The sequence below is a fragment of the Mesobacillus jeotgali genome, from assembly GCF_031759225.1.
GTDB lineage: Bacteria > Bacillota > Bacilli > Bacillales > Cytobacillaceae > Mesobacillus > Mesobacillus jeotgali_B.
The window spans coordinates 3,702,553-3,716,950 of the sequence record NZ_CP134494.1 but is presented as its reverse complement, the minus strand read 5'-3'; the positions used below and the strand labels follow the sequence as shown (position 1 = coordinate 3,716,950).

Below are 14,398 nucleotides of genomic sequence, written 5' to 3'. Positions count from 1 at the left end.
TAAATGACAGTTGAATGGGTTTCAGAACGCAAGTATGAAGATATTTTGTATGAAACATATAATGGCATTGCCAGAATTACCATCAACCGCCCGGAAGTGCGTAATGCTTTCCGTCCGAAAACGGTTATGGAAATGATCGATGCATTTGCTTATGCTCGTGATGATTCAAGCGTTGGCGTAATCGTGCTTACTGGTGCTGGAGACGATGCATTCTGCTCCGGTGGAGACCAGAGAGTCCGCGGACATGGCGGTTACGTTGGTGAGGATGAGATCCCTCGCTTGAATGTCCTTGACCTTCAGCGTTTGATCCGTGTAATTCCTAAACCAGTAATCGCCCAGGTTAAAGGTTATGCAATCGGCGGCGGCCATGTGCTTCATGTCGTATGTGACCTGACAATCGCAGCTGATAATGCGATCTTCGGCCAGACCGGCCCTAAAGTAGGAAGCTTCGATGCTGGTTACGGTTCAGGCTACCTGGCAAGAATCGTAGGCCATAAAAAGGCTCGCGAAATCTGGTTCCTGTGCCGTCAGTACAATGCCCAGGAAGCTTTGGACATGGGTCTTGTCAACACAGTTGTACCTCTTGACCAGGTTGAAGAGGAAACACTCAAGTGGTGTGAAGAAATTCTTGAGAAGAGCCCAACTGCGCTTCGCTTCTTGAAAGCTGCGATGAACGCTGATACTGATGGACTTGCTGGACTTCAGCAGATGGCTGGGGACGCAACATTGCTTTACTACACAACAGAAGAAGCGAAAGAAGGCCGCGACGCATTCAAGGAAAAGCGCAAGCCTGACTTCGGCCAGTTCCCACGTTTCCCTTGATTTTATAGTTTACACACAGCTTGATGGACCTCCATCAAGCTGTTTTACTATGCAGAGAAGAGGTGACATCCATGATTGAAACCATGCCTAACTGGCTGAAAAAACGATCAGAACTTTCACCCCATCGTGAAGCTCTGATTCATGAGGACCATACATATACGTTTTTAGATGTTTTTGAAGAAGCGAAAGCTTACACAGGAAAGCTTGGGATACTAGGTTTGCAGAAAGGTTCAACCGCAGCGGTCCTGTTTTCTAATCAGGCCGATTCTGTGTTCATTTTATACGCTTTGCAGATGGCCGGAATCAAGGCTGTGATTTTGAACAATCGTCTAACATCGGAGGAGCTCTCATGGCAATTGGAGGATTGTGAGGCTGAAGTGCTTGTATATGAATCCGGATTTGATGAAAAAGTTGCTGGGATTAGCTCTGGAGTTAAATTCGTGAGTACTGCTAAACTCAAACAATTAAAGGATAGCGATCCCTTAATCCTTGATGAATACGACTTGAACGTTGTCACGACAATCATGTATACATCAGGCACGACCGGCAACCCGAAAGGTGTCATGCAAACCTATGGAAATCATTGGTGGAGCGCGAATGCATCTGCACTCAATCTCGGTCTGCATGAACAGGATAAGTGGCTTTGCACAGTCCCAATCTTCCATATCAGTGGCTACTCGATTTTAATGAGAAGCCAGATCTATGGAATGCCAATTGTTTTGCATTCTTCTTTTGACGAAAAAAAGGTTATCGAGGATATCCAGCGATACGATATAACCATCATGTCGGTTGTCAGCACGATGCTGAGAAGAATCCTTGATGAACTGGGAGCAGAAAGATTGCCGCCAGCCTTGCGCTGCATGCTGTTAGGTGGCGGCCCTGCTCCATTACCGCTGCTGGAGTCTTGTATTGAAAAAGAAATACCTGTATTCCAGACCTATGGCATGACCGAAACTTCATCGCAGTTTGCGACTTTATCTCCTGAATACAGCATTGAACGACTTGGTTCTGCTGGTAAAGCGCTGTTCCCCAACCAGATCAGGATTGTCGATGGTGATGGCCAGGATGTACCTTCAGGTGCTGAAGGAGAAATTGTAGTAAAAGGTCCGAACGTGACGATCGGGTACCTGAACCGTCCCGATGAAACTGCTGATAAAATCCGCGAAAGATGGCTCCATACCGGTGATATTGGCTATATTGACGGCGATGGTTTTCTTTTTGTGCTTGACCGTCGTTCTGATTTAATCATTTCAGGGGGGGAAAATATCTATCCTGCTGAAATCGAAGGCATCCTGCTTTCCCATCCCGGTGTTGCCGATGCAGGTGTGATCGGAGCACCAGATGAGCAATGGGGCCAGGTCCCAGTAGCTTTTATTGTAAAAAGCGAAACGGGAGTCTCTGATGAAGACTTGCTTGCACTGTGTGAACGGAAACTCGCAAAATACAAGCTTCCGAAAGAAATCCACTTTGTAGAGAGCCTGCCAAGGAATGCCGCGAAGAAATTATTAAGGCGAAAGCTCCGCGAGTGGCTGGAAGCAAAGGATGATGGCGTTGGACATTAAAGCTGTTAACTTATCAATTATTAAAATGCCATTGAAGCACCCTTTCACTACCCATTTGGGTTCAGTTACGGAGAGAGAAGGAATCATCGTTGAGGTTGAAGACTCCAACGGTTTTATCGGTTATGGGGAAGGTGTGGCTTTTTCATCTCCATGGTATACCGAGGAAACCGTCCAGACCTCATACCATATGCTCAAGGATTTTCTTGTTCCTCTTTTGAAAAAGAAGGGCATCAGCCACCCTGACGGAGCAATCGCCTTGTTCAGTTCCGTGCGCAGAAACCATATGGCAAAAGCTGCGCTTGAAACAGCACTTTGGGATTTGCAGGCAAAAAAAGAGGGCATCCCATTATCCAAGCTGATTGGCGGAACGATGGAAGCCATTCCTGCCGGTGTCGTTGTAGGCAATCCGAATTTACCTGAGGCATTGAAACAAATTGAAGGCTATCTTGAGCAGGGATTCAAGCGTGTTAAGGTAAAAATCAGTCCGGAAGATGATTATCAATATATATCAGGAATTCGTAAACAATTTCCTGATTTACCGTTGATGGCGGATGCAAATTCGGCATACTCCTTGAAGGATGTTAACCGCTTAAAAGCACTGGATGAGTACGGATTGCTGATGATCGAGCAGCCGCTTGGTTTTGATGACATTGTTGACCATGCCAAGCTGCAGGCTCAAATCGAGACACCAATTTGCCTGGATGAAAGCATCGTTACCTTTGATGACGCAAGGAAAGCAGTCGAGTTAGGCAGCTGCAAGGTTATCAATATTAAAATCGGCCGGGTAGGCGGAATTGGCGAAGCGAAGCGGATCCATGACTATTGTGTTTCTAAGGGGATTCCAGTCTGGGCAGGCGGGATGATTGAGTTTGGAATTTCCAGAGCGCACAATATCGCTCTTGCATCGCTCCCAGGCTTTACGATTCCAGGTGATATCTCCGGTTCAGACCGCTATTGGGAGCAGGATATCATCGAGCCGGAGATCAAAGTGCATAACGGAATGATCAAGGTGCCCGAGAGCCCGGGCATCGGCTTTGAACTCAACAGGGAGCGGTTGAAGGAAGTGACTGTTTTTGAAGACCGTTTTGAGTTTTAGAAAGGCGGAGAAGCACTGCTTAGCGGTGCTTTTATTTTTTTAAACCTGGAAAAAAACAGCTGTAATTTCCAATTCGCTATAAAAATGAAAAAGTCGCTATATAAATTGATTTTCCGCTATAAAAATGAAAATCTCGCTATAAAAAGAATTCCCAGACCTTTTTTCGTAAGGTTCTAGTGAACCTAAATAGTCAGATTTCCTTATCAGGTGCATTTTTAGTAAAAAATTCCTTTAGAAGGAAGCAAATATCCTTCCAAATTGTAATTCGAAAGCACTATTTTACAATAGTGTGATTTGAATCACTTAGTCTGCTGAAATAATTTATTATAATCACTATGGGAATGAGGTAAACAAACCTCAACGAGAAGAAATAGACATAGGGGAGTGTATATTATGTTAGACCAAAAAACGATTGAAATCATCAAATCCACAGTTCCGGTTCTTGAAGTTCACGGAGAACAAATCACAACAGTATTCTATAAAACGATGTTTGAAAATCATCCAGAGCTTTTGAACATTTTTAACCATGCGAACCAAAAGCAGGGCAGACAGCAAAGAGCGTTAGCTGGAACTGTCTATGCAGCTGCTAAATATATCGATAATCTTGAAGCAATCCTTCCGGTTGTAAACCAAATCGCCCATAAGCACCGCAGTCTTGGCATCCTTCCTGAGCACTACCCAATCGTTGGAAAGCACCTGCTGATTGCGATCAAAGAAGTGCTTGGAGATGCGGCAACAGACGAAATCATTAATGCTTGGGCAGAGGCATATGGCGTGATTGCGGACGCTTTCATCTCTGTGGAAGCGGAAATGTATGATGCAGCTGCTAACCAAAGAGGCGGCTGGGATGGATTCCGTCCATTTATTGTGGAGAAAAAGGTGGAGGAAAGTGAAGTCATCACTTCTTTTTACCTGAAGCCTGTGGATGGAAAGGCAATTGCTTCATTCAAGCCAGGTCAGTATATCAGCATCAAGCTTGAAATCGAAGGCGAAGAATTCACGCATATCCGCCAGTACAGCCTGTCAGATGCTCCTGGAAAAGACTATTATCGTATCAGCGTTAAAAAGGAAGCTGGCATGGAAACCCCGGATGGAAAGGTATCCAATTACCTTCACAATACTGTGGAGGAAGGTGAAGTTCTTCAAATCAGCGCTCCAGCAGGAGACTTCTTCCTTGATACAGAAAAAAATACGCCAGTTGTCCTGCTAAGCGGCGGCGTTGGCCTGACTCCAATGGTCAGCATGCTGAACACAGTAGCAGAACTGCAGCCTGAAAAAGAAGTGACCTTCATCCATGCAGCCCAGAACGGCAAAGTCCATGCTCTTAAAGACGAAGTCGCAGCAACTGCGGCAAAGGCAAAGGTCAAATCAGTAGTATTCTACGATCAGCCAACTGAAGAAGACCGCGAGAACAACAGCTTTGACGTTGAGGGTTACGTAACAAAAGAATGGCTAAAAGAAAACGTGAATGTTGAACAAGCAGATTTCTATTTCTGCGGACCAGTTTCATTCATGAAAGCAATCAACGCAGCACTGAAAGACCTTGGCGTCACAGAAGACAGAATTCACTTCGAATTCTTCGGACCAATGGCAAGTCTGGAGGCGTAATAAAAATCGGCACTCTTCATCATTGAAGGGTGCTTTTTTTCATCCATTTATAAACTCAGCACATTCGAAAGCGTTATCGATTGACAAAACTTACACAAAATTTGTATAAGTATTGTTTAACTTATTGTGCTAAAACTATACATAACCAGCTTATAAGTTATACAAGAATTAAACGAAGGAGAGATGGAGATGAAGAAGTTTTCGTTTTTGCTGATTTTCACGATGATTTTTACCATGTTTGGAGGGGCTGCGCTAGCTGACAATCATGATCAGGCAAAGGTACGTATTGTGCATGCTTCCCCTGATGCACCAGCAGTCGATATCACCGTTGATGGTAAAGTAGTAGTAGAAAATGCAGAATTTAAGGCTGTAACTGATTATTTGATGGTGCCATCGGGCGAGCACGAAGTAAGCATTTTTGCTGCAGGTACAGTATCAGAGGGCAAACCGGTATTGACTACTCAATTATCCGTTGAAGCAGATAATGCTTACACCGTTCTGGCGGTAAATAAATTAGAAGCACTAGAAGTAGCCGTCATGAATGATGACATGATGACAGAGGAAGGAAAGACAAAGGTTCGAGTTGGCCATTTTTCCCCGGACGCTCCAGCTGTAGATGCAGCAGTGACTGGCGGAGATGTTCTTTTCCCGAACGCGCCATTCAAGGGTGTAACTGATTACTTGGAAACTGATCCATCAACATTGGATTTAGAAGTCAGGGCAGCTGGCACAGAAGATGTGGTGCTCTCTTTACCAGGAACTGAGCTAAAAGCAGACATGATTTATACTGTGCTTGCTGTTGGTCTTGCCAGCGGGGAGCCTGCACTTGATGCCATTGTCTTAGCGGATCCATCGGCAACTGTGATGCCTAAAGAAATGCCGGATACCGGAAAGGGTGGAGTGACCGGCTTGATGTTGAGCATGCTTCCATTTGTATTGGTGATCGGTACAGTCGGTTACTTTTTCTATAAAAGAAAGAATGCATTTCAAGCTTAATCTTTTACTAATTGTCATTCTTGCAGGCTGTCAACCTATGAACTCAGATTCGGTTTTGAACCCTGAAAAAGCGGGGGGAGAACCAGTTGTTAGTTCACCTGTTTCGAACTCTATGCCTTCCGCAAAAAAAGTAACACAAGAAACAGGATTGGTCCCTTTAAATCTAACCATCTCGTCAATCGGGCTTGATGCTGACATCATTCCAGTTGGGCTGCAAGAGGATGGAGCAATGGAAGTCCCGGAGGATGTCATGAAAATTGGATGGTACACTAAAGGCGCGAGGCCTGGTGAGAAAGGCAACGTCGTTTTAGCTGGGCATGTCGATAATTATCTTGGAAAAGGTGTATTCTTCGATCTGGAAGATGTCTCTCTTGAAGACGAAGTCGTTTTAACAGACAAAGATAACACGTTACGCTATAAAATTGTAAAAATCGAATCCTACCCTTATGATAACGGGCCAATCGAGGAGATTTTCGGGTTTACTTCACAAAAACGTTTACAATTAATCACATGCACAGGATGGTTCAACCCTCTCACCAAAAATCACGAAGAGCGATTAGTCGTGACAGCCATCCAACAGTAAGAAGCCAGCTAGTCTATTAGAAACCATTCCGTTTTAACGTGCATACAGTCAAAAAATGAACAGCAAATGGCGTGGCAAAACTGATGTCATTTTACACGCCATTTTCAGTGTCATATATACACGTAGGCACGAAACGGAATATTCTGGTTACAGAGGGAGATTTTTTACTTTATTGTCAAAAGATCATTGACTTCCTGGAAAATTCTGAATAAAATACTGATTAATAACTTTTTAAAAGCAATGAAGAGAAAAAGTAGAGTGCCCCTGTTTTTTACAGAGAGCTTCGGCAGCTGAAAAGAAGCAAAGACAGTCACTTGAAAAATGGTCTCTGAGCTCTGTCCTGAACATGCTTTTGGCATAAGTAGGTTGCGGCGAGATTTGGCACTCGTTATCAATGTCACAGTATAAGAGCAGGCTTCACATGCTCCGTACTTGCTGAGGCAAGTGGTGTGAACCATTTGCGAAATAAGGTGGTAACACGTGGTATACCAAACCTCGTCCTTAACTATTGCAGTTAAGGGCGGGGTTTTTTGTTTTTTTTAGGTTCTTTTTCCAATTTTATAAGGAGGTCATTTAAATGAGTATTTTTATCGGAGGAGCATGGGCGTATGCTAATGGGTCGCTGCATCTGGGTCATATTTCGAGCCTGCTGCCGGGGGATATTTTAGCGAGGTATTACCGTTTGAAAGGAGAAAAGGTTTTATATGTCTCAGGCAGTGATTGTAACGGAACTCCCATTGCCATAAGAGCAAAGCAGGAAGGCGTGTCACCGAAAGAAATCGCAGACAGATATCACAGTGAGTTCACTGACAGTTTTACGAAGCTAGGTTTCTCGTATGATATCTACACAAGAACCGATTCAGCACACCACCATAAAGTCGTCCAGGATATCTTTCTGAAGCTGCTTGATAAAGGGTTAATCTACAAGAAGGAAATTGAACAAACGTATTGTAAACTGGACCAGCAGTTTTTGCCTGACCGGTATGTTGAGGGAATTTGTCCGAAGTGTGGGGCGAAAGCTCGGGGCGATCAATGTGATCATTGCTCAAGCGTGCTGGAGCCTCTTGATTTACTGGAAAGGAGATGCAAAATATGTGGCAATCCTCCAACGACGAGAACAACGGAGCATTTTTATTTTGCGTTAAGCTCACTTCAAAGCGAATTGGAGAGATATACCGAGGCTGCTGAACAGAATGGACTCTGGAGAGACAATGCTAGTTCATTAACTAAGAGGTACTTGGATGAAGGCCTTCAGGATCGGGCGGTTTCCAGGGATTTGCCCAATGGGGTAAACGTGCCTGTAAAAGGCTATGAAGAGAAGAAAATCTATGTTTGGATTGAGGCGGTATCAGGTTATTACACAGCAAGCAAGCTTTGGGCAGAAGAAACGGGACAGGATGACGCAGCGTTTTGGAATTCTGGCGCTAAGTCCTATTATGTGCATGGTAAAGATAATATCCCGTTCCATTCCATCATTTGGCTAGGGATTCTAAAAGGACTTGATATCGATGCATTGCCTACCCATATCGTTTCTAATGAATATCTCACTCTGGAAAAGAAAAAATTGTCCACAAGCAGAAATTGGGCAGTTTGGGTACCGGATATTATAGAAAAATATGATCCAGATTCAATCCGTTATTTTCTGACCATTAATGCACCTGAAAGCCGGGATGCGGATTTTTCATGGAAGGAGTTCATCTATAGTCATAATAGTGAACTGCTGGGAGCTTATGGGAACTTAGTGAACCGGACCTTGAAATTCATTCAAAAGACATTTGGTGGCGTTCTTCCTGAAAAAGAGATTAACAAAGAAATAGTGAACAGAGTGGATCTGCTTTACGTTGAAACGGGACGGAATATTGAAAACACCAGCTTTAAAAGAGCACTGGAAAAAGTGTTTGAACTAGTGAGATATGCCAACAAATACTTTGACAACAACCATGGAAGCAGGTGCACGAAAATCCTGAAGCGTGCAAACAGACGCTGGCGGATTGCGTATATATCATCGGGAACGTAGCCAATATCCTGACGCCATTCCTTCCTTTTTCAAGCGAAAAGGTTAAAGGTATGCTGCAAATAACGGCACAAAGCTGGGAGCCGTTATTAGTAAAACCTCAAATATTAACTCATGTAGAGCTATTATTCGAACGTATTGACCCAGATAGGATTGACAAAGAGTTGGAAGATTTGAAGAAACAGGAGAAGGTATAATTTACTCAGAGAGTTTTTTAAAATTCCACATCGAAGATAAAATCCTTTTTGTCTGGCTGTGATTCGGGTAGAAACAGCATAAAGGGGTGAAGCTTTTTATGCCATATGCCAAAATCGATGACTCTCTCTCGCTTTATTATCTAATAAAAGGTGACGGGCTGCCTGTTGTGTTCATTCATCCTTTTGTGATGGGGCACAATGTTTTTAAGTATCAGGAAACACTGTCCGATCGTTATAAGACCATCTTTTTCGACCTTCCCGGGCATGGGCGAAGTTCGAAGGGAAACAAAACTTTAAGCATAGAGGGACTTGCGGATAATCTAAAAAAGTTGTTGGACGAAATAGGTATTCACAAAGCAGTGCTCTGCGGCTATTCTCACGGTGGATTGGTTGCCCAGGAATTTGCGTTGAAGTATCCTGAACAGTCAGAAGCTTTGATCTTGTCTGGTGGATTTTCAAAGATTGATACCCTTATCCCGAAGCTTGTAATTAAGTTAGTACAGCTGATGGTTAAATTCGGTCAAGTGTCTCTTGCTGCAAAATGGCAGGCGAAATTCCATAAATGTGATCATGATGATGAAAAGGAGATATTTGGGTTAGCCAGGCAATCGGATGCCCAACGCACGTATGAATATATCAAATCAGGACTTCATTATGATTCCACCAGCAAGCTTCATAAGCTTGAAATGCCTATCCTTCTGATTTACGGTTCGCTGGAAAAGCCGATGCACCGCTATTCCATTCCTTTTCAAAAAAAAGCTCCGCAAACACAAGTGGTGTATATAAAGCACGGCACCCATCAGCTGCCACCCAGGTCACATCAGGAATTCAATGCGATTTTCGACGCTTTTTTAAAGTCTCTCAATGATAACAAAGAGAATCAAGCAGGACTGGGGTAGGTGGATATGAAGAGACTATTACTTTTGCTTGGGCCAGCGTTCATGATTTTCATCGGGCTGCAAGTGCTGGAGAGTGTCATTATTGCGTTTTTGCTTTTCTATAGCTGGCTTCTAGCAGTGCCTTTGCTTGCTGGCGGAGTTCACTGGGAAAGGTTCAAAGCAACAAGCAGGACTGTTTTGCTGGGTTTCGGGAGTGGGCTGCTTTTTTTCCTGTTCGTTTATGGAGGGTTGCACTGGCTGCATATCTATATGATCGATATCGATCAGCTTCGTGTTTTGCTATGGGAGTGGGGTTTTTCTGCTCAAGGTGAGATTGGGCTTGTACTGATCCTGTTGGTGATTAATCCAATTTTAGAAGAAGTGTATTGGAGAGGGTTTATCTATGAAAAACTGAGAATAGAAAGAACAGCTAAGTATGCGATTTTGATGACAGCAGCTTTTTATACACTCTACCATTTGCTCTCCGTGATTCCAATTTTCAATGGCTTTTACGGCATGGTTGCTGTTATACCAGTCTTCATTGCAGGTTTAATTTGGGGCTATATGAGAGAGGAAACGGGTTCCATCACAGGCACAATAATAGGTCATGTATTGAGTGATATGGGAATCATCTTTGTGTATTGGTTTCTGATAAGGTAATCAGAAATAAGACCGGGACTGGCCCGGTCTATGCAAATTAACTCAACGCTTCAAACGTTTTGCAGTCAGTTTCGCGGCTATTGTCAGCTTGCTCACCGGCATGGCTGACGACATAGATCTTGTCAGCGCTGCAGAGATTTCCATCTTTCCAGTACTGACAGTTATTGACTTCGCATAATACATCTTTTGCCATAGCTGTACCACTCCTTTTTGGTTGATACAAGCTTAGGATGCAGCGAAATAACGGAAGTCATCCTCGCTAAATTCAGGAAGCTTCAAGTTTGTTCCTTTGTTTTTTTCTGGCGCAAATATCGTTTATCCTGCATGAAGAGGCTCCAAAAATAGATGAATCCGGGAAAGAGGATCAGGAATCCAACAATATAAGTGGTGAATACGGCCCGGAATGAATTGGGGTCCGTGAAAGCGGACTGGATTGTGACCTCCGGATATACGATGTATGGCAGGTGAGCCTTCCCGTATACATAGCTAGCCGCCAAATATTGAAGTGTAATCATGATGACTGCAAGCCTTGGAATCCCTCTGATCGATTTATTCCCAATGGACGGGAGAAGAAGCGCCAGTCCGCCAATCAGGAAGAACATGACGGATATCAGCAGGATAGGCAGATTATCCATCATCTTGTCATATATCCACGCTGCTTCCTGTCTTAAAGTAAGCATGATCGCAAAAGCCATGACGAGCGAAATCGGCCCAAGAATTAAAGCGTCACGTCTGTATACCTCATAAGCTTTCAGTTCATCCGATGCTTTTGAATAATCAGCAAGCAACAGCGAAGACAGGAACAGAGTGCTGCTGACAGCGAAACCAATAAAAGCGTAGACATTCGGACTAGTGAACAAGCTGGCCAAATCCAGGTTCTGGGAGTCATCAGTAAACTCGATAAATCCGCCATGGGTAATGGGCAGTACGCTGATCAATAATCCAGGTATCAGGATTCCGCTAATCCCTGAGATATAGGTAAGCACCTTCCGATAATCCTCTGCAATATTTGAAAAAACAAGGAAGGCACTTCGCAATGACAGGAGCAGCAAAATCATACTGCCTGGAATCAGCAATACAGTTCCTAAAGTGTAAGCCGCTCTAGGGAACATGCTATAAACCGCGACGACCAGTGCCACGATAAATGTATTCGTGACCTCCCATGTCGGAGACAGATAGCGGTTGGCAATATTCGTCGCTTTTGTTTTTGTTTATTGATATAGACCATCGACCAGAACCCGGCTCCAAAGTCCATCGTTGCCATAACAGCATAGATAAAGACAAAGCCCCAGAGTACGGTTATGGCCGTTAGCGCGTCAGTCAAAATGGATCATCCTTTCATGAGTTGGAACCATACAGCTATCTTTTTATGAATTGGAACCATACAAAGGGATTTCTTTTTGCTGTGCCCTGTTTAAATCATCTAAAACCGTATTTTTCCGGAAGAAGTAACGAAGAACGATGATTTCCATAACACCAAGTAAGACGTAAACCCCAGCAAACAGGATAAATAATATCCCCAGGTTAGAGGCGGTTGTTGCTGCGTCCTCCGTTGAAAGGACATGATAAATCACCCAAGGCTGCCTGCCGGTACAGGCAAAAACCCAGCCAAATTCTATTCCCAGCATGGCTAGCGGTCCTGTAGCTACGAAAAGCCACATCAGGAATTTCGGGAATTTTTCTTTCTTCAAAATTTTATTCCAGACAAAGGCAATCAGGGAGAGTGTAATCAACAACATCCCGACACCGACCATTGCATTGAATAATGTATGGATAAACAGCGGCGGCCAATGTTCTTCGGGAAAATCGTTCAGTCCTTTTACTTCGGTATCAAATGAATTGCCCGCAAGGAAGCTTAACGCCCAGGGAATCTCGATTCCCCATTTGACTGATTCTGTTTCCCGGTCGGTAAAACCGCCAATAGCCAGTGGGGCATATTTCTGTGTCTCAAAAAGTCCCTCAGCACCTGCCAATTTTTCAGGCTGGTATTCATGGAGGTATTGGGCGGCCGAATGGCCATTCACTGCTGTCAGGATGGAGAAAATGCCGCCGATGATCAAACTCGCCATAAGGGCCTTCTGGTGGAATTTATATACTCTTGAGCCAAAATCACTTTTCAACATTTTATAGGCAGCCACAGTGGCGATGATGAATGCGCCGGTCATATAGGCTGTGACAACAACATGTCCTGCAGTTACAGCAAAGCTAGGGTTAAAGAAGGCAGCCCATGGATCGATGTCCACCAGTTCACCGTTTTCAACGCGGAACCCTCTAGGTGTACCCTGGAATGCGTGAACATTGGTGATTAAAACGGCAGAAGCAAGAGCTCCGATTGCCACAAGGGTAAGGCTGGCGATCCTCATCCAAGGTGAAATCCTGTCGGCTGCGTAAACATAGATGGACATGAATAGAGCCTCAATAAAAAAGGCATAAATCTCAATCTGGAATGGCAGAGCCATTACTCTGCCGACAACCTCCATAAATCCAGGCCATAGAAGGGAGAGCTGGACTCCTGCAATCGTTCCGGTTGGGATGCCGACACCTAATGTCACGGCAAATGCTTTTGTCCATCTTTTAGCCATAACGGCATAATCAGTATCATTGGTTTTCTGGTAGAGAAGTTCTGCGGCCAGAATCATCAATGGCAATCCAACCCCGATGGTGGCATTGATAATATGGAAACCCATTGTCGTGCCAAATAGAGAGCGGGCAATCAAAATATCATCCATTATTTAACTTCCTTTCCGTAATATAACTCTCAATATTGTTTTCATTTTTATGGATAATATGTGATTTATTTTCTAGGCAATGAAAAAAGCCTCCCACTATAGGGAGGCAACCAATTATTATTCATTTAATGCTTTTCCAAGGGTAGCGATGTTCTTTTCCATCAACGTGAAGTAGGTCTCATTATTTTTTATATCTTCGTCTGTCAATACGGAAAGATTGTGGAGTGTTAGTGATTTTGCGCCGATTTCATTCTGGACCATTTTCGCCAGCTTGGAATCAAAGTTTTGTTCGTTTAAAACATACTTGATTTGTTCATCTTTGGCATGTGAAATCAACTTTTGAAGCTCTTTTTGAGATGGCTCATTCGTAGTGGACTGACCAGAAATACTGATTTGCTGAATCCCGTAACGCTCCTCCCAATAACTGAAAGCAGAGTGTGATACCAGGATTTCCTTTCGCTTGGCTGAGCCAACGACCTCAGAAAATTCCTTGTCAAGGTCCTTCAATTGAGCAGTCAGCTCGGTATAATTCTGTTCGAAAGTATTTTTATGTTCAGGCATCTGAGCTGCTAATTGTTCTTTGATTGCAAGTGCCAGCTCGTTTGCATAAATCGGATCAAGCCACACATGCGGGTCGAAATCTCCGTGCCCATGGCCATCGTCATTAGCGTGTTTTCCATCAGCTTGGTCATTTTCATCGGCATGCCCATCTTCATCAACATGATCTTCCTCTTCATGTCCTTCTTCTCCATGACTCTCTTCAGCAGTGCCATCCTGGTTATGCGCTTCGTCTTCTCCTGCCTCACCCAGATGCAAAGATTCACCAACCGGCACCATTTTCACATCTTCGTTTTTTAAAGTTTTACTGGCTTTATCAACAAATCCTTCAAGACCCAGGCCGATATAGAAAAATAAGTCTGAGTCTGCCAGTGCCATCATATCTTTTTGGGATGGCTCGAAAGTATGCTCATCCGCTCCTGGTGGATAAATGGTTTCAACGTTAACATATTCACCGCCAATTTGCTGGGCGAAAAACTGTAGTGGATAAACAGTGGTATAAACTTGCAGCAAATCTTCGTTCTTCTCTTGATCAGCACGTTCCTGTGCACAGCCACTTAGAAACGCAGCGATGACCATAAATATAGATAAAATAAATGCAGTTTTTTTCATATATGCCTCCTGTAGTCAAAACGGACTCATTACGATTTATAAATTGGAGTGTATTTGTTATTATTTTTCTAATCATCGGGAAA

Annotated in this window: 11 protein-coding genes, 2 pseudogenes and 1 other annotated feature; of the genes and pseudogenes, 9 read left to right on the top strand and 4 right to left on the bottom strand. The window is 43.7% G+C overall.

The window, feature by feature from the left end; all coding sequences use genetic code 11:
- Positions 1-3: 3 nt before the first annotated feature.
- The 9 genes and pseudogenes from menB (at position 4) to RH061_RS18620 (ending at position 10,416) form a co-directional block, all read left to right on the top strand.
- Positions 4-822 carry a 1,4-dihydroxy-2-naphthoyl-CoA synthase gene (gene menB / locus RH061_RS18660; protein ID WP_167834362.1) on the top strand — a complete coding sequence of 273 codons (819 nt, stop codon included), beginning with the start codon at positions 4-6 and terminating at the stop codon, positions 820-822.
- A gap of 71 nt (positions 823-893) precedes the next feature.
- Positions 894-2,384, top strand: coding sequence for an o-succinylbenzoate--CoA ligase (locus tag RH061_RS18655; RefSeq protein WP_311072348.1), 1,491 nt, complete (start codon positions 894-896; stop codon positions 2,382-2,384).
- Complete coding sequence (gene menC, locus RH061_RS18650; protein ID WP_311076455.1) at positions 2,368-3,480, top strand: o-succinylbenzoate synthase; 1,113 nt, start codon at positions 2,368-2,370, stop codon at positions 3,478-3,480. The genes RH061_RS18655 and menC overlap by 17 nt, the downstream gene beginning before the upstream one ends.
- Positions 3,481-3,873: 393 nt before the next feature.
- On the top strand, positions 3,874-5,088 hold the full coding sequence (hmpA, locus tag RH061_RS18645) for an NO-inducible flavohemoprotein (RefSeq protein WP_311072347.1): 1,215 nt from the start codon (positions 3,874-3,876) through the stop codon (positions 5,086-5,088).
- Positions 5,089-5,277: 189 nt separating this feature from the next.
- The gene (locus RH061_RS18640; protein WP_311072346.1) at positions 5,278-6,084 is read left to right on the top strand and encodes a DUF4397 domain-containing protein; all 807 of its coding nucleotides are present in this window, start codon (positions 5,278-5,280) and stop codon (positions 6,082-6,084) included.
- Positions 6,085-6,121: 37 nt separating this feature from the next.
- Positions 6,122-6,667 carry a class F sortase gene (locus RH061_RS18635; protein ID WP_311072345.1) on the top strand — a complete coding sequence of 182 codons (546 nt, stop codon included), beginning with the start codon at positions 6,122-6,124 and terminating at the stop codon, positions 6,665-6,667.
- Positions 6,668-6,898: 231 nt separating this feature from the next.
- Positions 6,899-7,173 (top strand) — a binding site (T-box leader).
- Positions 7,174-7,244: 71 nt separating this feature from the next.
- Positions 7,245-8,878, top strand: a pseudogene (gene metG, locus RH061_RS18630) (methionine--tRNA ligase).
- Positions 8,879-8,976: 98 nt separating this feature from the next.
- Positions 8,977-9,777, top strand: a complete 801-nt coding sequence (locus tag RH061_RS18625) for an alpha/beta fold hydrolase (RefSeq protein WP_311072344.1) — start codon at positions 8,977-8,979, stop codon at positions 9,775-9,777.
- 6 nt (positions 9,778-9,783) lie between these two features.
- Positions 9,784-10,416 carry a CPBP family intramembrane glutamic endopeptidase gene (locus RH061_RS18620; protein ID WP_311072343.1) on the top strand — a complete coding sequence of 211 codons (633 nt, stop codon included), beginning with the start codon at positions 9,784-9,786 and terminating at the stop codon, positions 10,414-10,416.
- Between the two features lie 37 nt (positions 10,417-10,453).
- Here the strand turns inward: RH061_RS18620 and RH061_RS18615 are convergent, their stop codons facing one another.
- The 4 genes and pseudogenes from RH061_RS18615 to RH061_RS18600 all read right to left on the bottom strand — a co-directional run bounded on the left by RH061_RS18615 (position 10,454) and on the right by RH061_RS18600 (position 14,315).
- A complete protein-coding gene (locus tag RH061_RS18615; protein ID WP_311072342.1) occupies positions 10,454-10,609 on the bottom strand; it encodes a DUF1540 domain-containing protein in 156 nt (51 codons plus the stop codon).
- A gap of 82 nt (positions 10,610-10,691) precedes the next feature.
- Positions 10,692-11,680 (bottom strand): annotated as a pseudogene (locus RH061_RS18610) (cytochrome d ubiquinol oxidase subunit II).
- A 103-nt stretch (positions 11,681-11,783) separates the two neighbouring features.
- Positions 11,784-13,145 (bottom strand): cytochrome ubiquinol oxidase subunit I, encoded by a 1,362-nt coding sequence (locus RH061_RS18605; protein WP_311072341.1) that lies wholly within the window; start codon positions 13,143-13,145, stop codon positions 11,784-11,786.
- A 117-nt stretch (positions 13,146-13,262) separates the two neighbouring features.
- On the bottom strand, positions 13,263-14,315 hold the full coding sequence (locus tag RH061_RS18600) for a metal ABC transporter solute-binding protein, Zn/Mn family (RefSeq protein ID WP_311072340.1): 1,053 nt from the start codon (positions 14,313-14,315) through the stop codon (positions 13,263-13,265).
- Positions 14,316-14,398: the final 83 nt, after the last annotated feature.

What these genes read in the sequence shown, in the direction of transcription:
- menB (WP_167834362.1), top strand. Translation starts at nt 4, where the DNA reads ATGACAGTTGAATGGGTTTCAGAACGCAAGTATGAAGATATTTTGTAT.
- RH061_RS18655 (WP_311072348.1), top strand. Translation starts at nt 894, where the DNA reads ATGATTGAAACCATGCCTAACTGGCTGAAAAAACGATCAGAACTTTCA.
- menC (WP_311076455.1), top strand. Translation starts at nt 2,368, where the DNA reads ATGGCGTTGGACATTAAAGCTGTTAACTTATCAATTATTAAAATGCCA.
- hmpA (WP_311072347.1), top strand. Translation starts at nt 3,874, where the DNA reads ATGTTAGACCAAAAAACGATTGAAATCATCAAATCCACAGTTCCGGTT.
- RH061_RS18640 (WP_311072346.1), top strand. Translation starts at nt 5,278, where the DNA reads ATGAAGAAGTTTTCGTTTTTGCTGATTTTCACGATGATTTTTACCATG.
- RH061_RS18635 (WP_311072345.1), top strand. Translation starts at nt 6,122, where the DNA reads ATGAACTCAGATTCGGTTTTGAACCCTGAAAAAGCGGGGGGAGAACCA.
- RH061_RS18625 (WP_311072344.1), top strand. Translation starts at nt 8,977, where the DNA reads ATGCCATATGCCAAAATCGATGACTCTCTCTCGCTTTATTATCTAATA.
- RH061_RS18620 (WP_311072343.1), top strand. Translation starts at nt 9,784, where the DNA reads ATGAAGAGACTATTACTTTTGCTTGGGCCAGCGTTCATGATTTTCATC.
- RH061_RS18615 (WP_311072342.1), bottom strand. Translation starts at nt 10,609, where the DNA reads ATGGCAAAAGATGTATTATGCGAAGTCAATAACTGTCAGTACTGGAAA.
- RH061_RS18605 (WP_311072341.1), bottom strand. Translation starts at nt 13,145, where the DNA reads ATGGATGATATTTTGATTGCCCGCTCTCTATTTGGCACGACAATGGGT.
- RH061_RS18600 (WP_311072340.1), bottom strand. Translation starts at nt 14,315, where the DNA reads ATGAAAAAAACTGCATTTATTTTATCTATATTTATGGTCATCGCTGCG.